Source organism: Gemmobacter sp. LW-1, from assembly GCF_001303875.1.
GTDB lineage: Bacteria > Pseudomonadota > Alphaproteobacteria > Rhodobacterales > Rhodobacteraceae > Gemmobacter > Gemmobacter caeni.
Map to the genome: position 1 here is coordinate 15243 of NZ_LJSC01000061.1, position 18801 is coordinate 34043.

17 protein-coding genes are annotated in these 18801 nt (G+C 66.1%); 4 read left to right on the forward strand and 13 right to left on the reverse strand.

Annotated features, from left to right (window positions below):
• The first annotated feature begins 154 nt into the window (after positions 1-154).
• Entirely contained in the window at positions 155-1462 is a 1308-nt protein-coding gene (locus AO684_RS19365; protein WP_054304379.1) for an AAA family ATPase, read from the forward strand.
• A complete protein-coding gene (locus tag AO684_RS19370) occupies positions 1459-2547 on the forward strand; it encodes a ParB N-terminal domain-containing protein (RefSeq protein WP_054304380.1) in 1089 nt (362 codons plus the stop codon). Before AO684_RS19365 ends, AO684_RS19370 begins: the two co-directional genes overlap by 4 nt.
• A gap of 244 nt (positions 2548-2791) precedes the next feature.
• Here AO684_RS19370 and AO684_RS19375 read toward each other — a convergent pair whose 3' ends face one another.
• The 8 genes from AO684_RS19375 to AO684_RS19410 form a co-directional block, all read right to left on the reverse strand.
• Positions 2792-3781, reverse strand: a complete 990-nt coding sequence (locus AO684_RS19375) for an ABC transporter ATP-binding protein (RefSeq protein ID WP_054304381.1) — start codon at positions 3779-3781, stop codon at positions 2792-2794.
• Positions 3778-4770, reverse strand: coding sequence for an ABC transporter ATP-binding protein (locus AO684_RS19380; RefSeq protein WP_054304382.1), 993 nt, complete (start codon positions 4768-4770; stop codon positions 3778-3780). Before AO684_RS19380 ends, AO684_RS19375 begins: the two co-directional genes overlap by 4 nt.
• Positions 4767-6257 carry an amidohydrolase family protein gene (locus AO684_RS19385; RefSeq protein ID WP_054304383.1) on the reverse strand — a complete coding sequence of 497 codons (1491 nt, stop codon included), beginning with the start codon at positions 6255-6257 and terminating at the stop codon, positions 4767-4769. The genes AO684_RS19380 and AO684_RS19385 overlap by 4 nt, the downstream gene beginning before the upstream one ends.
• Entirely contained in the window at positions 6254-7456 is a 1203-nt protein-coding gene (locus tag AO684_RS19390; protein WP_054304384.1) for an amidohydrolase family protein, read from the reverse strand. The genes AO684_RS19385 and AO684_RS19390 overlap by 4 nt, the downstream gene beginning before the upstream one ends.
• A gap of 3 nt (positions 7457-7459) precedes the next feature.
• Entirely contained in the window at positions 7460-8392 is a 933-nt protein-coding gene (locus AO684_RS19395) for an ABC transporter permease (RefSeq protein ID WP_054304385.1), read from the reverse strand.
• Positions 8393-8396: 4 nt separating this feature from the next.
• A complete protein-coding gene (locus AO684_RS19400; protein WP_054304386.1) occupies positions 8397-9368 on the reverse strand; it encodes an ABC transporter permease in 972 nt (323 codons plus the stop codon).
• 67 nt (positions 9369-9435) lie between these two features.
• The gene (locus AO684_RS19405) at positions 9436-11001 is read right to left on the reverse strand and encodes an ABC transporter substrate-binding protein (RefSeq protein WP_054304387.1); all 1566 of its coding nucleotides are present in this window, start codon (positions 10999-11001) and stop codon (positions 9436-9438) included.
• A 255-nt stretch (positions 11002-11256) separates the two neighbouring features.
• Positions 11257-11943 carry a GntR family transcriptional regulator gene (locus tag AO684_RS19410; RefSeq protein ID WP_054304388.1) on the reverse strand — a complete coding sequence of 229 codons (687 nt, stop codon included), beginning with the start codon at positions 11941-11943 and terminating at the stop codon, positions 11257-11259.
• Between the two features lie 145 nt (positions 11944-12088).
• Between AO684_RS19410 and AO684_RS19415 the strand changes: the two genes are divergently transcribed.
• Both AO684_RS19415 and AO684_RS19420 read left to right on the forward strand, forming a co-directional pair.
• Positions 12089-12733, forward strand: coding sequence for a flavin reductase family protein (locus AO684_RS19415; protein ID WP_235451327.1), 645 nt, complete (start codon positions 12089-12091; stop codon positions 12731-12733).
• Positions 12730-13449: an aspartate/glutamate racemase family protein gene (locus AO684_RS19420; RefSeq protein ID WP_235451328.1), complete on the forward strand. Its 720-nt coding sequence runs from the start codon at positions 12730-12732 to the stop codon at positions 13447-13449. The genes AO684_RS19415 and AO684_RS19420 overlap by 4 nt, the downstream gene beginning before the upstream one ends.
• A 27-nt stretch (positions 13450-13476) precedes the next feature.
• On the opposite strand, the gene AO684_RS19425 is transcribed toward AO684_RS19420, so the two are convergent.
• The 5 genes from AO684_RS19425 to AO684_RS19445 all read right to left on the reverse strand — a co-directional run bounded on the left by AO684_RS19425 (position 13477) and on the right by AO684_RS19445 (position 18799).
• Positions 13477-14352, reverse strand: coding sequence for a MurR/RpiR family transcriptional regulator (locus AO684_RS19425; RefSeq protein ID WP_054304390.1), 876 nt, complete (start codon positions 14350-14352; stop codon positions 13477-13479).
• A gap of 117 nt (positions 14353-14469) precedes the next feature.
• Positions 14470-15591: a Gfo/Idh/MocA family protein gene (locus AO684_RS19430; protein WP_054304391.1), complete on the reverse strand. Its 1122-nt coding sequence runs from the start codon at positions 15589-15591 to the stop codon at positions 14470-14472.
• On the reverse strand, positions 15584-16549 hold the full coding sequence (locus tag AO684_RS19435) for a hydroxyacid dehydrogenase (RefSeq protein WP_054304392.1): 966 nt from the start codon (positions 16547-16549) through the stop codon (positions 15584-15586). Before AO684_RS19435 ends, AO684_RS19430 begins: the two co-directional genes overlap by 8 nt.
• Positions 16549-17358: an HpcH/HpaI aldolase/citrate lyase family protein gene (locus AO684_RS19440; RefSeq protein ID WP_054304393.1), complete on the reverse strand. Its 810-nt coding sequence runs from the start codon at positions 17356-17358 to the stop codon at positions 16549-16551. Before AO684_RS19440 ends, AO684_RS19435 begins: the two co-directional genes overlap by 1 nt.
• 10 nt (positions 17359-17368) lie before the next feature.
• On the reverse strand, positions 17369-18799 hold the full coding sequence (locus AO684_RS19445) for an NAD-dependent succinate-semialdehyde dehydrogenase (RefSeq protein ID WP_054304394.1): 1431 nt from the start codon (positions 18797-18799) through the stop codon (positions 17369-17371).
• Positions 18800-18801: the final 2 nt, after the last annotated feature.

Genomic DNA, 18801 nt, shown 5'->3' on the forward strand with positions numbered 1-18801 from the left:
GAATCGGTGGGGCGTTTGAAAGGACTAAGGAATTTCGCGGATCTGGCGCATTCGGGTTTTCTGGATCACAGCATAACTTAGCTTTTGCGATTTTTGCAAATCCGGCGTATTTCTGAATTCATCAATAATCTACGTCCAGTCAACGGAACCGAGCATGTATACCCACGAGGATCTCGCCGCCCTTCAGGCTCAATCGCTGAAGATGCAGGGCTTCATCCGCCGTCAGACCTTCTCGCCCGAGCATGAAAAGACCCTGCGGCGCTTTTCGTCCTGGGAGGTGGCGGAACTGATCTTCAGGATCAACCAGTCCACCTTCCGCGGCCGCCTTGCCGCAGACCCCGACCTTCCCGGCGGGGAAGTTGAGGAGGACGGGCGCCAGCGCTGGTTCTCGCTGACCGAGATCAACGAACTGCGCCGCAAGATGAAGATCAACCGCACCTCGCTGATGCCGAAGCGCCCGGCGGGCAAACGGGCGATCCGGGTGGCGATTTCCAACTTCAAGGGCGGGGCCGGCAAGTCCACGGTGGCGCTGCACATGGCCCATGCCGCGGCGCTGGACGGTTATCGGGTGCTCGTGGTCGATTTCGACCCGCAGGCCACGCTGACGCATTCCATGGGCCTGCACGACGTCAGTGAGGATCTGACGGTCTGGGGCATCATCGCCCGCGATCTGGTGCGCGAGACGGACCGGATGAATGCCATGCCGCAGGCCGCCGAAAGCGGCACCGCCCTGCCCCAGCGCCGCCTGCCCGCCTCGGTCCGCGATCTGGGTCTGGGCGATCTGCGCGTGACCGATTTCATCCGGCCGACCGCCTGGCCCACCATCGATATCGTGCCAAGCTGCGCCAATGCCGCCTTTGTGGAATTTGCCAGCGCGCAATACCGGCACCTCAATCCCGACTGGTCGTTCTTCGCCGCCGTGTCGCGCTATCTGGATGCGCTGTCTGCCGATGCCTATGACCTGATCCTGTTCGATTGCCCGCCTGCCATTGGCTATCAGTCGATGAACGCGGTCTTCGCGGCGGATGTGCTGTATATCCCCTCCGGCCCCGGCTATTGGGAATATGACAGCACCACATCCTTCATCGGGCAATTGTCCGAGGCGCTGGAGGATCTGGCGCATGGGTTCGACGGAACCTTCCCCGCGGGGAAGATGCGGCTGCCGAAAGTCTTCCTGGACCTGCGCTTCCTGATGACGCGCTACGAGCCGGGCAATGAATTGCACCGCGCGATGCTGGAGGCGTTCCGCAAGGTGTTCGGCGATACGGTCTGCAACGAACCGATCGAGATGACCCGCGCGGTCGAACAATCCGGGCGCTTCCTTTCGTCGGTCTATGAAATCGACTACCGCACCATGACGCGCGAGACCTGGCGTCGCGCCCGCGCCTCGTTCGACCGCGCCTATGAGGAATTCCGCGCCTGTTTCCTCGACGCCTGGGCGAAGATGGAGGATGAGCAATGAAGAAGCGCCGCACCTTCGATATCGACCTGCCGGAGGCCGAGGAGACGGCGCCGCGCGCGGAGACGGCCGCGCCGCGCCGGTCGCCCATGGCGACGGCGATTTCCGAGAATGCCGATGCGCTGCGTGACCGCCGGGCCGTGGAGGCACAGATCCGCGCCGAGAATGACGCGCTGGCGGCCGAACATGTGCGGATGAAAAAGCTGGGTCTGATCGTCGATCTGGTTGATCTGGACGCGGTTGAGACCTGGAAGCTGGTGCGCGACCGTGCCAAGGGCGACGACATGGAGCTGGCCGAGCTGGTCGCCTCGATCCGCGATCTGGGCCTGTCGAACCCGATCCGGGTCGAGGCGCGGGCGGATGGCAGGTTTGAACTGGTGCAGGGTTTCCGCCGTCTGGCGGCCTATCGGCAGCTTCTGGAAGAGACGGGCGACACCGAAAGCTGGGGCCGCATCCCGGCGGGCATTCTTCCCCGCGGGGAAGATCTGGAGGCGCTGTATCGCCGGATGGTGGACGAGAACCTTGTGCGCAAGGACATCTCTTTTGCCGAAATGGCGATGCTGGCACTGAACTATGCCCGCGACCCGCAGATCGCCGAGAATGATGCCGACCGCGCGGTGGCGGAGTTGTTCAAATCGGCGGGCTATCAGAAGCGCAGCTACATCCGGCAGTTCATCCGGGTGATGGACCGGCTGGGCGATGACCTGCGCTTTGCACCGCATATCCCGCGTGCCCTGGGGCTGCGGCTGGCGGCAGCCATCGACGAGCGGCCAGAACTGGTGCCGCAGATCCGGGCCGTTCTGCGCGACTGGGACAACCGTTCCGTCACGGACGAGATCGACGTGTTGCGCAAGGCCATCGGCGACGAGGGGGAGGAGGGCGCGGTGAAGCCTGCTGCGGCGGGCGAGGGGGCGGCAAAGGCCACGGCGCGGGCCAAGACCACCTTTCAGGTGCCGACGCCCTCGGGGGCCGCGAAATGCACGGCGGCGAACGGGCGGCTGGAGATCCGGCTGGACCGCGATTTCTCGGCGCTGGACCGGCGCAAGCTGGAGGCGGCGCTGGCGCGGCTGCTGACCGATATCGCCTGATCTTCCCCGCGGGGAAGGTTGGGGAAAGCCCGGAGCCTGCGGAAGCGGGTTTCGGGCTTTCTTTTTTTGAGGATGATAGAATTTTATGTATGAAAATCAATAAATTATGAATGATTCCTGCCATAAAAATGCCCGCGCGTCCTGAAGAAAAGCGCGCGAGGCAGAAGGGCAGGGGGGTGTTTGAATACCTTTTCTGGCGGTGCCAGCCACGCCGGAACCGCCAGAAAAGCTGTGGCCGGGTGGCTCAGGCCATCCGGGCCAGCATCTCTTCGACCCGATGGCAGGCGACGCGGCTGCCGTCCGGCATGGCCGTCATCTCGGGCCGTTCGGCGGAACAGCGGCTGTCGGCCTGCGGGCAGCGCGGGTGGAAGGTGCAGCCGGAAGGCGGTTTCAGCGGGCTGGGAACCTCGCCCGCCTGCGGCTCGCGATCCCGGCGCGGGGCGGTGACATTGGGGATCGTTTCCAGCAGCAGCTGCGTATAGGGATGGCGCGGATGGGCAAACAGCACCTCGGTTGGCGCCTGTTCGACGATGCGGCCCAGATACATCACTGCAATCTGATCCGACATGTGGCGCACCACGCTCATGTCATGGCTGATGAACAGATAGGTCAGGCCCATCTCATCCTGAAGACGGCGCATCAGGTTGAGGATCTGGGCCTGCACCGACACATCCAGCGCCGAGGTCGGTTCGTCGCAGACGAGGAAATCCGGCTCGGAGGCGAGGGCGCGGGCGATGGAAATGCGCTGCCGCTGCCCGCCGGAAAACTCATGCGGGAACTTGCGACCGTCGCTGGCGGTCAGCCCCACGGTTTTCAGAAGCTCCGCCACACGGTCGGCGATTTCGGCCTCGGTCTCGCGCAGTTTCAGTTCGCGCAGGGGTTCGGCGATGATGTCGAACACCCGCCAGCGCGGGTTGAGGCTGGCGTAGGGGTCCTGAAAGATCATCTGCACCGACAGCGGGCGGCCATCGGCGCCGGGGGCGAAGGCGATGCTGCCTTCGGACGGGGCGTAAAGCCCGGTGACCAGCCGCGCCACGGTGGATTTGCCGCAGCCGGATTCGCCCACAAGGCTGAGGCAGCCGCCCTTCGGCACCTCGAAGCTGACATCGTCGACGGCGCGGACGAAGAGGCGGGGCTTGCGTTCGATGACGCGGTTCAGCCAGGGGGCGGAGACGTCGAACCGCCGGGTCATGGCGCTGACGGTCAGGGCGGAGGGGGCGGTGTGGGGGATCATGCGGCGGTCTCCGTGGCGGCAGCGGCGGGGTCGATCCAGCAGGCGGCAAGGCCCGCGCCCATCGGGCGCAGGTCGGGGCGGTCGCGGCGGCAGCGGTCCTGCACCAGCGGGCAGCGCGGGTTGAAGGCGCAGCCGGTCGGGATGGCATCCAGACGCGGCATGGCGCCGTCGATCTGCGCCAGACGCGGCACACGGGCGCCCAGGGTGGGGATCGAGCCCATCAGCCCGCGCGTGTAGGGATGCGAGGGGCGGGCCACGACCTCGGCCACCGGGCCGATCTCGACCAGACGGCCCGCATACATCACCGCCACCCGGTCGGCAGTTTCGGCGATGACGCCCATGTCATGTGTCACCAGCATCACCGCCGTGCCGTGATCCTTGCAGAGCTTGCGCAAGAGCGCGGTGATCTGTGCCTGGATCGAGACATCAAGCGCGGTGGTCGGTTCATCCGCGATGACCAGCCTGGGCCGCGCGGCGAGGGCGAGGGCGATGACCACCCGCTGCCGCATGCCGCCGGAGAACTGGTGGGGGAAATGATCCACCCGTTCGGCAGGGGCGGGGATGCCGACTTCGGCCAGCAGGTCCACCGCGCGGGCGCGGGCGGCGGGCTTTGACAGGTCGCTGTGCAGGCGGATGGTTTCGACCAGTTGCCTCCCGACCGAAAACAGCGGGTTGAGCGAGGTGAGCGGGTCCTGAAAGATCGCGCCGATCTCGCGGCCCCGGATCTTTTCCATCTGCGGTTCGGGCAACTGGTCGATGCGGCGGCCGTTGAGCCAGACCTCACCCCCCGCGATATGGCCTGGCGGCTCCAGCAGGCGCTGCACGGCGAGGCCGGTCATTGACTTGCCCGCACCGGATTCGCCCACGACCCCCAGAATCTCGCCCGGACGGATGGTAAGGCTCACATCGTCCAGCGCGGTGACCGTGCCATGACGGCCCGGAAATTCCACCCGCAGATTGCGGACATCAAGCGTCGGCTGCTCGGTCATGGGATGGCTTCCTCGCGGATGGGGTAGCTGGGGGGGAAAAGGTCGGAGACGGGCGGATGCTGCCAGCTCCGTTCGGGGTATTTGGCGACCAGCCCGTCGAACTGGGCCTGCGCGCGGGATTGTGCGGCGGCAAGGTCGATGCCGGCCACGCGGCCCTCGCACATCGACAGCCGCCCGTCGACGAAGGTGGCCTGCGTGACGCGGCCGGTGCCGCCCGCGACCAGCGTAGTGATCGGGTCGATGGCCGGGGTCATCACCGCATCATCCAGCCGGAAGACTGCCATATCGGCGCACGCACCGGGGGCAAGCCGCCCCAGATCGTCGCGGTTCAGCGCGCGGGCACCACCCAGCGTGGCCGCATCCCAGAAATCGGCGCTGGACTGGTGCGGCGCCCCCGGATCGGTAAGGCGCGCGGCCAGAAGGCCCGCCATCAGGTTCATCAGCATGTCGGCGGGGACGGTATCGGTCCCCATGCACAGGTTGATCCCCGCCGCCTTCAGCCGCCCGAAGCTGCGCAGGGCAGACCCGAAACGGGCCGAGACCAGCGGGCAATGCACGACGCTGACCTCATGGGCGGCATAATGCGCAAGATCGGCTTCGGTGGCATTGGTGGCATGGGGCGCGATCAGCCGGTCGCTGAGCAGCCCGGCCTGCGCCAGCCAGTCGGGCGCGGTGGTGCCGTGCAGGCGGCGGACGGTCTGCACCTCCATCTCGCCCTGCGCCATATGCAGGCGCACCTTGCATCCCAGATCGGCGGCGGCGTCCATGGTTCGGCGCAGCAGCGGCAGGGTGCAGGTTTCCACCCGGTCGGGTGCCAGCATGCCGCGCACCAGACCGCCATGGCGGCCCTCCTGCGCGGTGACGAAGGCGATGGCGGCCTCCAGCCCTTCCATGCCGCGCGGCTCGTCAAACACCGGCTCCATCTGGCCGGGGCCTTCCAGAACCATGCCGCCCGAGCGATAGGCGGGCGACAGATAGACCCGCAGACCCATCTCGCCCGCCGCGTCGGCGGCGGCGGAAAATTCGGCGACCGTCTCGCCCCATTCGCGGTAGAACAGCGAGGCGATGGGCGCGGCGGTGGTGATGCCGTTCAGCAGCAGTTGCGCGAAGGCAAAGCGCTTCTGGAAGGCCAGTTCCTCGGGCGCATACATCTCGTAGGGGCCACGGTCGACATAGCTGCGCGGCCAGACCCGGCCCTTGGCCCAGCCGGGCTGGTGGTCGATGGCCAGCACGGTGGTGTCGAGGTCGGACAGCGCGTCAAGGTCGATCAGCCCCGGCGAGATCAGCGCGCGGCCCAGGTCGATGCGCCGTGCGACCTCACCCGGAAAGCGCGGCCCGACATGCAGGATGCGGCCCGCCTCGAACACCACCTCGCCACTGGGGATCAGGCAATGCTGCCCCCCGGCATGGCCCAGCACCCATTGCGCGGTCAGCGCGGTGCGGCCGGGCAGGGGGGTGCCAAGCGGCAGATCCGTCAGCCGGATCATGGCATCACCACGCCGGGCAGGGCAATCCGGCCCGCGCGCGCCACGACCCGCCCGCGTTTCACCACCAGCGGGCGCGGCGCTTCCTCGACAACGGCATGGGCCAGCGTTTCACCCGCGACCAGCGTCAGGTCGCCGGAGCCGCCGGGCACCAGCCCCGGAGCCTCCAGCCCCATCGCCTCGACCCCGCCGCGCGAGGCGGCGTCCAGCAGCAGCTCCAGTTCATCATCGCGGCGCATGCGGTTCTTCATGCCGACGATGCGGGCGCGGTGCAGCATGTCGGGCTGGCCCCACGGCCCCCAGGTGTCACGGATACCGTCGCAGCCCAGCCCGACCCTGATCCCCGCCGCGCGCATGTCTTGCAGGCTCGGCACCTCGGCCGAAGGGTGGCCGGTGGTGAAGATGCGGATGTCGGCTTTCGCCACCTCCTCCATCAACGGGCCGACGCGCAGCGGATCGGGCATGCCCAGACAGAAGCAATGCGAGACGCCGACCAGACCCTGCATCCCGAGGGCATGGGTGCGGGCGATGATTTCCTCCAGCGTGAAGGCGCCCAGTTCGCCATATTCGTGCAGGTGGATGTCGATGGGCTTGCCGTGCTTTTCGGCCAGCCGGAAGATGGCATCCAGCGAGCCTTTCGGGTCGCGGTCCATCGAGGACGGGTCCAGCCCGCCGACCACATCCGCCCCCATGGCCAGCGCCTCGTCCATCAGCTCATAGGTGCCGGGGCGTTTCATCAGGCCCGATTGCGGGAAGGCGACGATCTGCATGTCGACAGCATCCGCCAGTGCCGTGCGGGTGGCGAGCTTGCCTTCCAGCAGGCTCAGCCCGTGATCAGTGTCGATGTCGACATGGCTGCGAATATGGCCGGTGCCGTTTTCGACAAGCTGGATGGCGTGACGCATCGACTGGCGGTGGACATCCAGGCCCAGCGGAATGCGGCTGTTCCTTTCGTTGTCGATCAGATCCTGAAGGCTGCCGCCCTTGCGGCCCGGATACCAGGGCATGCCCCAGGTGGTCTTGTCGAGATGGGTATGGGTGTCGGCCAGCGTCGGAATGGCGATGGCGCCCGCGCCATCCTCGACCGTTGCGCCTTCGGCGGCGAGGCCCTTGCCGATGGCGGCGATGCGGCCCGCGCGGATCAGGATGTCCTGCGCTTCGGCCCCCATCGGGCGGATGTTGCGGATCAGCAGATCTTGCATGGCTTACCTCAGTTTCGGGTTCAGGGCGTCCCGCAGCCAATCCCCGAGGATGTTGACGGCGACGACCAGCAGGCAGAGTTGCAGCACGGGGAAGACGGTGATCCACCACATGCCGGAGAACAGGAACTGATTGCCCAGCCGGATCAGCGTGCCGAGGCTGGGCTGGCTGGCGGGCATCCCGATGCCGAGGAAGGACAGCGTGGCTTCGGTCAGGATCGCCATGCCGAAGTTCAGCGTGGCGGCAACGAGGATCGGGGTGAGCGTATTGGGCAGGATGTGGCGAAACATGATGCGCCGCGCGGGCACCCTGAGCAGTTGCGCCGCCTGCACATATTCCTTGCCGCGTTCTACGGCTGTCTGCGCCCGCACGGTGCGGGCATATTGCACCCAGCCCGACAGAACGATGGCCAGCACCAGCACGCCGCCCGCGCCCACCTCGCGCAGCGAGGGGGGCAGCAGTTCGCGCACGATGGCGCTGACCAGAATGGCGATCAGGATGGTGGGGATCGACAGCAGGATGTCGCCAAAGCGCATCAGCAGGTTTTCGATCAGCCCGCCGTAATAACCCGCCACCAGCCCGGTGCCGATGCCCACCACCAGGGCGAAGAATACCGAGGCGAGGCCGATCAGGATGGAAATGCGCGAGCCGTAAAGGATGGCCGACAGGATGTCGCGGCCCTGGGTATCGGTGCCCAGAAGGTAGGGCCATTGCCCGCCCTCGGTCCAGATCGGCGGGTATTCGGCATTCAGCAGGTCAAGCTGCGCGGGGTCGAACGGGTTCTGCGGCACATAAAGCGGCGCGGTGAAGGCGCTGAAGATCAGCACGAACAGCAGGGCGGCCGCGATCATGGCGCCGCGATGATGGGTGAAGGACCACCACAGGTCGCTCTGGCGCAGGCGGGACAGCCGCGAGGGGGGGAGGGGACGCGCGGTCATGGGCTCAGCCTCTTGCCATGCGCAGGCGCGGGTCGATCAGAGCATAGGTGATGTCGACCAGCGTGTTCAGCGCCACGAAGATGAAGGAAACGATGCAGAGATAGGCCGCCATCACCGGGATATCGACGAAGGTCACCGCCTGGATGAACAGCATCCCCATGCCCGGCCACTGGAACACCGTTTCCGTGATCAGGGCGAAGGCGATCAGCGAGCCGATGTTCATGGCGGTCATTGTCACCACCGGCATCAGGCAGTTGCGCAGGGCATGGACATAGTGGATGCGCCAGCGCGGGACGCCGCGGGCCCGCGCGAATTTCACGAAATCCGAGCGCAGAACCTCCATCATCTCGGCGCGGACCAGACGCATCACCAGCGTGATCTGGTACAGCGACAATGCGACCGAGGGCAGGATCAGCGCGGCCCGGCCCGAGGGGGTCAGAAGGCCCGTGGTCCACCAGCCGATGCTGACCACCTCGCCCCGCCCGAAGGCCGGTGCGATGTTGAGCATGACCGAAAAGACGAGGATCAGCAGGATGCCGATGACGAAACTTGGCAGCGAGACGCCGATGATCGACAGGAACTGCAAGCCCTCGCTGGCCCAGCTGCCGCGATGGATGGCGGTATAGACGCCGAGCGGCACGCCGACGACCAGCGAGATGATGGTGGCCAGCAGAACAAGCTCGATCGTGGCGGGGAAACGTTCGGCGATGAGGCTCATCACCTCTTGCTGGTTGCGGTAGGAGACACCGAAATCCCCCTGCACCGCATTGCCGACAAAGCGCAGGAACTGCACCGCGACGGGATCATTCAGGCCGAGGTTTTCGCGCAGCGCGTCCTTTTCGGCCTGCGTGGTCTGTTCGTTGACCATCAGCTGCACGGGATCGCCGACGAAGCGGAAGATCAGGAAGGCCATGAGCGCCACGGCCAGCATGACCAGCGCCGCATTGGCCAGACGTTTTATGAGAAATACGATCAAGGCGAGGCCCCCTTGTTGCGGATGCGCGTCACGGCACGGCCCCGCAGCGGGGGCCGTGCCGCAAGGGTCATTCCGCCATGCGGGTCATCCAGTGACGGCCCTTGTTGTCGGAAAGCTGCACGACGCTTTCCACCTTGTCCGACGTGGCCCAGGCCATCGGCTGCTGGTGGAAGGGCAGCATGATCAGCTCGTCCTTCACGATCTTCAGCGCCTCGGTCTGCATGGCGAGGCGTTTGGCGCGGTCCAGTTCGGTCGAGGCGGCATCGACCAGCTTGTCGAGGTCAGGATAGACCCAGCCGCCCCAGTTGAACACGCCCGCATTGTCGGATTTCGAGTGGAACACCTGAAGCAGGATCGAGTAGCTGTCGAGCATCGGCTCGTTGGCCCAGCCGAAGCTGAACATATCGGCCTCGCCATTGGTCTGCTTGATCTGCTGCACCGCATTCGGACCGATGGACAGCGTGGGCTTCAGCCCGGCGCGGGTCAGCATGGACACCAGCGCGTTGCAGATTTCCTCTTCGTTCAGCCAGACATCGTTGGCGCAGACGATCTCGAATTCATAACCTTCGGCGCCCAGTTCCTTGATCAGCGCGGCGGCCTTTTCGGGATCATAGGCATTGGGCGTATCCAGCGCCGCGTCATAGCCGGGGATCGCCGGGGCGACCACCGTGCCCGCGTTGCGCGACTTGCCGCGCATCACCTTCTTCTGGATCAGGTCAAGGTCGATGGCGGCGGCGACGGCCTCACGCATCTTCTTGTCTTTGAACAGGTTGGACTGGCCGTTGTGCAGCTTGTCGGCAAAGGTGAAGCCGAACATGATGGTGCGCAACTCGCTGCCTTCCAGCACCTTGACGGTGGGTGTGGATTCGAGGCGCGGCAGATCCTGGATCGGGGCCTTTTCGGTAAAGTCGATCTCGCCCGACAGCAGTGCGGCGACGCGGGTGGCATCCGAGGCGATGGGGGTGAACTCGATGCGCTTGAGGTTGTGCTGCGGCGTATCCCACCAGCCTTCGTTCACGACGAGAACGGTCTTGCTGTCCGGCACGCGGCTTTCGACGCTGAACGGGCCGGTGCCATTGGCGTTGAAGGTCGGGTAACCCTCGACCTTCTTGGCGACGTCGGTCGGGACTTCGGCATTGTGGTCCTTCAGCCAGCCTGCATCGAACATATGGATGTTGGTCAGGTCGTTGAGCAGCAGCGGGTAGGTGCCGTTCACCGTGATGTCGACGGTATAATCATCGACCTTGGCGGAGGAAACATAGGCGGGCAGGTTGCCGCGCAGGGGCGAATCCGGGTGGCTGACGCGGGTCAGCGAGGCGACCACATCATCGGCGGTGAACTCGGCGCCATCATGGAATTTGACGCCCTGCCGCAGCTTGAAGCGCCAGACATTGCCGGGCAGCACTTCCCATTCGGTCGCCAGCGCCGGTTCGATTTCCAGCTTGTCGTTGTAGCGCACAAGTCCTTCGTAGACGTGGTTCAGGAAGCTGATGGTGAAGGTCGATCCGTAGGAATAGGGATCGAGCGAGTTGATATCGCGCGCCGCACCCCAGCGGAGCGTCTGGGCCGAGGCGTCGCCCGCGAAGCAGGCAAGCGCGACGCAGGAAAGAAGCGAGGCTTTGAGGCTGGTCATGGTCTATCCCTGTCAAGGTGCCGGCCCGTCCGTCTGATGCGGGCTTCTCCGGCGGTTGCAAAGGTCTTCCGTCCGATTCCGGCGGTGGACCAGTCCAGAGTGCGGGGTGACGACTTTTCTGTCAATAATTTTGTCGACAATTTTGTCTGGTATCTTTCCGCGCCGGGTTTCAGGGCGGAAATGCCCGAAATTCAGGCCGGACGAAAATCATCGCTGCCCGCCGGGGCGGGGCAGTGCCTCGGAAAGGGCAGGGGGTCAGACCAGCGCGTCGCGCAGATCGCGCAGCACCGGGACATCCTCGGTCAGGTCAAGCTCGTCCTCGACATGGCGCAGGTGATCCTCCATCAGCCGCAGCGCGCCGGCCAGGTCGCGGGCGCGGATGCGGGCAATCAGCCCGGCATGTTCGTCCGGCCCGCAGTTGTGATGCGAATGGCGGCGATACATGGTGGTGATCAGCGTCGAGCGCGAGATGAGGTCGCGCAGGGTGGAGGTGAGGAAGCCGGAGCCCGAAAGCTCTGCCAGCAGCAGATGAAAGCCGCCCGACAGGCGGATGGTGGCGGTGGTATCGCCGCGGGCATCGGCCTCGCGCTCCAGCGCCAGATGCGCCTCAAGCTGCGGGATTGCCGTATCGGCGATATTGGCCATCAGCCGTTCCAGCACGCGCGCCTCGACCTGGCGGCGGAAGTGAAAGACATCGCGCGCCTCGTCAACGCCGGGTTCCGAAACGAAGGCCCCCCGATTCGGCAGGATCGTCACCAGCCCGTCGCTTTCCAGCATGGCCAGCGCCTGACGCACCCGTGCGCGGCTGACCTCGAACACCTCGGCCAGCTGTTCTTCCTTGAGGCGGGTGCCGGGGCGCAGCTTGCGTTCGGCGATGGACAGCCAGATCCTTTCGCAGATTTCCGCTGCCGGGCCGGGCGTGGCTTCTTTGTTCTGATACATCAGAACCCCCTTTCACTACGGCATTCTTGCCGCCTTCAACCGAATGTCAATCGGCGGCAGGTTTTTATTGACAACAAAAATGTCGACAATCATGTTGAAGATAATAGCGGGTTCCCGGCCCGTAATCCAGAGGGACAGGACGACAATGCCACAGACCATGGAGTTCGATTTCACGCGCCTGGACCCGCAGGACCGCTATCGCCTGCTGACCAACTTCATCGGGCCGCGCCCTATCGCGCTGGTGTCCACCCGGTCGGAAGGCGGGCAGGACAATGCAGCGCCCATGAGCTTTTTCAACGTATTCTCGCATGACCCCGCGCTTGTGGTGCTGGGCATCCAGACCCGCCCTGACGGGCAGGAGAAAGACACCGTGCGCAATATCCGCCGTGAGGGGGAGTTTGTGGTGAACATGGTCGACATGGCGCTGTCGCAGGCCATGCTGGTTTGCGGGCTGGGCGTGGCTGAGGATGTGGACGAGGTGGCGCTGGCCGGGCTGAGTTCGGCGCCCTGTGCCCATATCCGCGCGCGGCGCATCGTCGAAAGCCCCTGCGCCATGGAATGCCGGGTGGACCGGCTGCTGGAATACGGGCGGCGGCTTCTGGTCATCGGCGAAGTGGTGCAGATGCATGTGCGGCGCGACTGTCTGGACGCGGCGGGGCGCTATGTGAACCCCGAGGTCTATCAGCCCATCGCGCGGCTGCATGCCGACAATTACATCACCTCGGACCGGCAGTTCGTGATGCCGACGCCGCCGATGCCTGCCGAAATCCGCCCCGCCGAGGTGAAATGATGCGCATTCTGGTCATCAACCCCAATTCCACCGCCTCAATGACGGCGCAGATCGGTGAAAGTGCGCGTCGCGCCGCCTTTCCCGGCACGGTGATCGAGACGGTGAACCCCCGCGACACCCCGGCGAGCATTGAGGGCCATGCCGACGAGGCGCTGGCGGTGCCCGCGATGCTGGATCTGATCCGCGCGGGCGAGGCGCGGGGTTTTGACGCCCATGTCATCGCCTGTTTCGACGATCCGGGGCTGGCGGCGGCGCGCGAGGTGGCGCGCGGGCCGGTCATCGGCATCTGTCAGGCCGGGGTGCAGGTGGCCTCGACCATCGCCAGCCGCTTTTCCATCGTGACGACGCTGCCGCGTTCTGTGCCGATCATCGAGGATCTGGTGGCGGGTTACGGGGCGACGGGGCGCTGCCGCAATGTGCGGGCGGTGAACATGCCGGTTCTGGCGCTGGAGCAGGAGCCGGAAACCTGCGAACTGCGCCTGCTGCACGAGATCCGCGCCGCGCGCGAACAGGACGGGGCCGAGGCGGTTCTGCTGGGCTGCGCCGGCATGTCGGACATGTGCGAACGGTTGCAGGCGCTGACCGGGATGCCGGTGATCGACGGGGTCAGCGCGGCGGTGAAACTGGCCGAAGGCTTGGTGGGCGGGCGTTACCTGACCTCGAAGATCGGGGCCTATGATTTTCCGCGGGTCAAGTTTCCGCAGGCGGCGGGCTGAGGCCCGGCGCCTCGGGCCGCGCCGCCGTCAGGTGCCGGTGACCGTGGGGATACGGGGGGTGTCGTCGCGCTGCACGCGGGAGGCCAGCGCCACCGCCAGGGCCTGGACCAGACACATCGGCGCCGCGAGCGACCGCGAAAAGGAATAATCATGTTCCGGCACGGCAAACAGCACCCGTGCCGATTTGGCCAGCGGGCTGAGCGTGCTGTCCGACACTGCGACGATGGGCACCTTGCGGGCGCCCGCTTCCTCGACGATGTTCACCACCTCATTGGCATAGAACCGGAACGAGACCGCCAGCAGCAGATCCCGTTCGGTGATGGTGCGCGCCATATGGGTGGCGAGGCCGCCGCCGCTGTCCAGAAGCACGCAGCGCTTGCCCAGCATGGTGAAGACATAGCGCAGCAATTCCACCACCGGGGCGGAGCGCAACTGGCCCAGCAGATACACCACCTCGGCCTTGTGCAGCAGGTCTGCGGCACTGGCGAGGCTTTCGGGCGGGATGTCATCCAGCAGGCTTTGAAGCGAGGCGATGTCACGCACCACCAGATCGCGCAGGAAGCCGTAATCGGAGGCATCCTCGCGGCCCTGCAACTCCTCTTCCAAGGCCTTCACCCGCGCCTCGAACCCCGGCGCGGCGGTGGAAAGCCGTTTCTGGAACAGAAGCTGAAGCTCTTTGAACCCCTTGTAGCCGAGGGATTGTGCGAACCGCACGAAGCTGGAGGCGTGGATGCCGCAGCGTTCGGCGATGGCATTCACCGATTGCACCGCCACGTCATTAGGGTTCTGGGTCAGATAGACCGAGATCTGCTGATAGGTCTTGCTCATCCTGTCGTGGCGCTCGTGGATCAGCCGGATAAGCGATTCATAGTCCTTTGGGGGTTCGGCCCCGGTCAGTGCCATGCGCTGGCCTCCCTCGCACATATGTCGTTGCAATCTGGCATGGGGTGCCAGGGCCTGCAATGAATATTGCAGATCGGTCCGCCCGCATTCCAGCGGGCGTCCGGGGACGGGCGGGGGTCAGGGAACATCCTGCCAGCCGCCGCTGCGGGCCGAGGTCTGGATCGTCTCGATCAGGGTCTGAATGCGCCAGCCCGCGCGGAACCCGAACGGTTCGGCCTGCCTGCCCGCGATGGCGGCCAGATAGCCCGCCACCTCGATGGCCTTCAGATCGTTGAAGCCAAGCTGATGGCCGGGTGCCACGCAGAAGGCGCCATAGGGCGCGTGATCCGGCGCCGCCTCGATCCGGCGGAAGCCGCGCCGCCCTGCCGCATCGGCAGTGGAGTAGAAATGCAGCTCGTTGAAACGTTCCTGGCTGAACACCAGCGCGCCTTTCGAGCCATAGACATCGAAATCATGCTGCATCTTGCGGCCGGTGGCGATCCAGTTCGCCTCGATACTGCCCGAGGCGCCATTGGCGAACCGCAGGAAGGCGCGGCCGATGTCATCGACCTCGACGGGGCGGGGCTGGCCATCGCTGCCGGGGCGGCTGCCGATCATGGTGACGCAATCGCCCATCACGCGGGTAATCGGACCCAGCAGGAATTCGGCGGTGGCGAGCGCGTGGCTGCCGATGTCGGCCAGCGCCCCTCCGCCCGCCGGATCGTGCCGGAAGGTGAAGGGGCCGGAAGCATCCGCCATGTAATCCTCGGCATGGACACCGCGGTAGGCGCGAATCTCGCCCAGCTCCCCCGCCGCGATCATCTCGCGCGCGAGATGGAGCATCGGGTTGCAGAGATAGTTGAAGCCGACCTGCGTGCGCACGCCTGCCGCCTCGGCTGCGAGGGCCATTTCCTGCGCATCGGCGGCCAGGGGGGCGAGCGGCTTTTCGCAATAGACATGCTTGCCCGCCCGGATCGCGGCCAGCGCCATGTCCTTGTGCAGCGCGTTGGGGGCGGTGATGTCCACCAGATCAATCGCCGGATCGGCCACCATCTGCCGCCAGTCGGTTGTGGCATGGGCAAAACCCCAGGCCTCGGCCGCCTTGCGGGCCGCGCTTTCCGTCACATCGGCGACGGTGTGCAGTTCCACCTCGAAGGGCAGGTCGAAGACCTTGGCGGCGGTGGCGAAGCCGAAGACATGGGTCTTGCCCATGAAGCCGGTGCCGATCAGGCCGATGCGCAGTTTCGGTTTGTCAGACATGAAGGATCTTCCGGTTGACGATCAGGTCGGGGTCGATGGAGCCATCCAGACAGGCCAGAGCATTCTGGATGGCGGCAATGGCCATGCGTTCGCCGCAGTCGGCGGTCAGCCCGGCGATATGCGGGGACAGGATTGCATTGTCCTGTGCCAGAAGCGGGCTTGCGGCCGGCGGCTCTGTCTCGAACACATCCACCCCGGCGGCGGCAATCTGGCCGGAGGCCAGCGCGCGGGCCAGCTCGGTTTCATCCACCACGCCGCCACGGGCGGTATTGGCAAGGATCGCGCCATGTTTCATGCGGGCAATCTCGGCGGCACCGAGGATGGGCCTGTCGCCTTTCGGGATATGGACCGAGATGCAGTCCGCCCAGGCCAGGCCCTCGTCCAGCGGCACGGGATGCACCGGACCGTCGGGCCAGCCCGCCTGTTCCAGATAGGGGTCATGGGCGCGCACCTGCATGTGAAAGCCCGCCGCCATCCGCGCCAGATGCCGCCCGATCCGGCCATAGCCGAGGATCAGGAGGTTCTTGCCCGAAATCTCCTGTGCTTCCATGCGGTTGCGCCAGCCCCAGCCTGCCGGGTCGCGCACGGCGCGGTCGGCGCGCAGGGCGCGTTTCGCACCGGCCAGAAGCTGCATCATGGCATGTTCGGCCACCGAAACGGAATTGACATCGCCCACGATGGTCAACGCGATGCCGCGCGCGTTCAGTGCCGCCAGATCGACGGAATCATACCCGACACCATGGCGTGACACCACGCGCAGCCGTTCTGCCTGCGCCACGGTCGCGGCCGTCAGCGGCTGGGTGCGGATCACCAGCGCATCGGCCTTGTGGATCAGCGGCGCGTAGGAAGGTTCCGAGACCTCCTCGACATAGTCCACCCCCAGACCCTGCGCCTGAAGCCTGTGCAGCATCGCCTCGCCCGAGGGGTGCAGCTTTCCGGCGATCAGAAGATGCGGCATCAGTAGCCCCCTTTCTGCTCCGTCCCGGCCAGCGGTGCGGCGCCGGTCAGTTGCCGCCAGTCGCGGACCGAGGCGGCGGCGGCCCCTGCCAGCAGGCGGGAATCGCCCGACACGGTGGTCAGGTCGAAGCCCCAGCCGATGGCTTTCGCGGCATAGGCGGGGGTTCCGCAATGGAGGCAGGCGCGGATGCCATTGGCCTTGCAGGCGGCGAGGATGCGCTGGATCAACGCCACCATTTCCGGCTCTTCCCGGTCAAAGCCGGGGGGCAGGCAGCCATTCTGGGTGCCCAGTGTCAGATCGGCCGGGCCGATATAGAGACCGTCGAGGCCCGGCGTCGCGGCGATGTCTTCCAGATTGTCGACGCCCGCCTGAGTTTCGATCATTGCAAGGGCAAGGATCTGGTCATTGACGGTGGGGCCGTAGCCGCCATGGGCCACTGCCGCGCGGGTGGGGCCATAGCTGCGCTGTCCCAGCGGCGGATAGCGCAGGTAGCTGACAAATTCCGCGGCTTCAGCGCCGGAATTGATCATGGGGCAGATGATGCCCATGGCGCCCGCGTCCAGCGCCTTCATCACGATGCCGGGTTCGCGCCATGGCACCCGCGCCAGCGGCACCACACCCGAACCGTGCATCGCCTGCAGCATCGGCAGCAGCGCGCTGTAATCCAGCGCACCGTGCTGAAGATCGACGGTGAGACTGTCATAGCCCTGCGCCGCCATGATCTCGGCGGTGAAGCTGTTGCCGATGGACAGCCAGCCGTTCAGGGCGGGGCGGCCTGCGGCCCAGATCTGTTTCAGCCTGTTCTGCATCGTTCCCTCCCTAGAACACGATCTGCGCCAGCTTGGTGTCGAGGTAATCGCCGATCCCCTCGCTGCCGCCCTCGCGGCCCATGCCGGAATGGTTGGTGCCGCCGAAGGGGGCCTCGGAAGCGGCGAGGGCAAAGCTGTTGATCCCCACCATCCCGGCTTTCAGCCCCGTCACCATGCGCCGCGCGCGGTCGGGCGAGCGGGTGAAGGCATAGGCCGACAGGCCCATGTCGCTGGCATTGGCGCGGTTCAGCGCCTCGTCCTCGGTCGTGAAACGGGTGATGGCGGCGACGGGGCCGAAGTTTTCCTCGGCAAAGACCCGCATGTCGTCGGTCACGCCGGTCAGGACGGTCGGTTGGTAGAAGAAGCCGCTGTTGTGTTCCGGGGCACGCCTGCCGCCATGCGCCAGCGTGGCGCCTGCGGCCACGGCCTCTTGCACCACGGCGTCGATTTCGGTCAGGCGGCGGGCGTTGATAAGCGGGCCCATGCCGGTTTCCGGGTCCAGCCCGTCGCCCAGCCGGATTTTCGCGGCGCGGGCAACGAAGCCTTCGACGAAGGCATCATGCAGGCTGTCATGCACGAAGAACCTGTCGGGCGTCACGCAGACCTGGCCGCAATTGGCGAATTTCGTCGGCACGCAAAGATCCAGCGCGGCGTCCAGATCGGCATCGTCTTGGATGATGACGGGGGCGTTGCCACCCAGTTCCATGGACACTTTCTTGACTGTGGCGGCGGCGTCGCGGATCATCTGCTGGCCCACGCGGGTCGATCCGGTGAGGCTGACCTTGCGGACGCGCGTGTCGGCCATGATCGGGTCATAGGTGGTGGCGGTCGAGCCGATGACAAGGTTCACGGCGCCATCGGGCAGGCCGGCGGCGCGCAGGCAATCCACCATGACCATGGCGACGCCGGGCGTCTGCGACGAGGGGCGCAGCACCACCGGGCAGCCTGCCGCCAGCGCGGGGGCGAGCTTGCGGGCGGGCAGGGCGGCAGGGAAGTTCCAGGCGGTGAAGGCGCCAACCACGCCGACGGGTTCCCGTGTCACCTCGAACCGGCCGCCGGGCACGCGGCTTTCGACAATACGGCCATAGATGCGGCGGGCTTCCTCGGCATACCAGCGGAACTGGTCACAGGCGAGCGCCCATTCCCGTCCGGCCTGCGCAAGGGGCTTGCCGGTTTCGGTGGTGATCATGCGCGCGCCTTCCTCGGCGCGGCGCAGCATTTCGTCGGCGGCACGGTGCAGCGCCTCGGCGCGGGCAAAGCCGCCCATGGCGCGGAGGGCGGGCAGGGCGCGGGCGGCGGCATCCAGCGCAGCCTGCGTTTCGGTCAGGGTGGCGGCGGGGGCCTCGCCCAGCGACTTTTCGGTCACGGGCGAAATCACCGGCGCCGTCGCGGCGGGCCTGTGCCATGCGCCGTCAAGGAACAATCCGAACGGCTGGTACATGG

What these genes read in the sequence shown, in the direction of transcription:
- AO684_RS19405 (WP_054304387.1), bottom strand. Translation starts at nt 11,001, where the DNA reads ATGACCAGCCTCAAAGCCTCGCTTCTTTCCTGCGTCGCGCTTGCCTGC.
- AO684_RS19410 (WP_054304388.1), bottom strand. Translation starts at nt 11,943, where the DNA reads ATGTATCAGAACAAAGAAGCCACGCCCGGCCCGGCAGCGGAAATCTGC.
- AO684_RS19365 (WP_054304379.1), top strand. Translation starts at nt 155, where the DNA reads ATGTATACCCACGAGGATCTCGCCGCCCTTCAGGCTCAATCGCTGAAG.
- AO684_RS19425 (WP_054304390.1), bottom strand. Translation starts at nt 14,352, where the DNA reads ATGGCACTGACCGGGGCCGAACCCCCAAAGGACTATGAATCGCTTATC.
- AO684_RS19430 (WP_054304391.1), bottom strand. Translation starts at nt 15,591, where the DNA reads ATGTCTGACAAACCGAAACTGCGCATCGGCCTGATCGGCACCGGCTTC.
- AO684_RS19390 (WP_054304384.1), bottom strand. Translation starts at nt 7,456, where the DNA reads ATGCAAGATCTGCTGATCCGCAACATCCGCCCGATGGGGGCCGAAGCG.
- AO684_RS19385 (WP_054304383.1), bottom strand. Translation starts at nt 6,257, where the DNA reads ATGATCCGGCTGACGGATCTGCCGCTTGGCACCCCCCTGCCCGGCCGC.
- AO684_RS19395 (WP_054304385.1), bottom strand. Translation starts at nt 8,392, where the DNA reads ATGACCGCGCGTCCCCTCCCCCCCTCGCGGCTGTCCCGCCTGCGCCAG.
- AO684_RS19440 (WP_054304393.1), bottom strand. Translation starts at nt 17,358, where the DNA reads ATGCAGAACAGGCTGAAACAGATCTGGGCCGCAGGCCGCCCCGCCCTG.
- AO684_RS19415 (WP_235451327.1), top strand. Translation starts at nt 12,089, where the DNA reads ATGCCACAGACCATGGAGTTCGATTTCACGCGCCTGGACCCGCAGGAC.
- AO684_RS19370 (WP_054304380.1), top strand. Translation starts at nt 1,459, where the DNA reads ATGAAGAAGCGCCGCACCTTCGATATCGACCTGCCGGAGGCCGAGGAG.
- AO684_RS19435 (WP_054304392.1), bottom strand. Translation starts at nt 16,549, where the DNA reads ATGCCGCATCTTCTGATCGCCGGAAAGCTGCACCCCTCGGGCGAGGCG.
- AO684_RS19420 (WP_235451328.1), top strand. Translation starts at nt 12,730, where the DNA reads ATGATGCGCATTCTGGTCATCAACCCCAATTCCACCGCCTCAATGACG.
- AO684_RS19445 (WP_054304394.1), bottom strand. Translation starts at nt 18,799, where the DNA reads ATGTACCAGCCGTTCGGATTGTTCCTTGACGGCGCATGGCACAGGCCC.
- AO684_RS19375 (WP_054304381.1), bottom strand. Translation starts at nt 3,781, where the DNA reads ATGATCCCCCACACCGCCCCCTCCGCCCTGACCGTCAGCGCCATGACC.
- AO684_RS19380 (WP_054304382.1), bottom strand. Translation starts at nt 4,770, where the DNA reads ATGACCGAGCAGCCGACGCTTGATGTCCGCAATCTGCGGGTGGAATTT.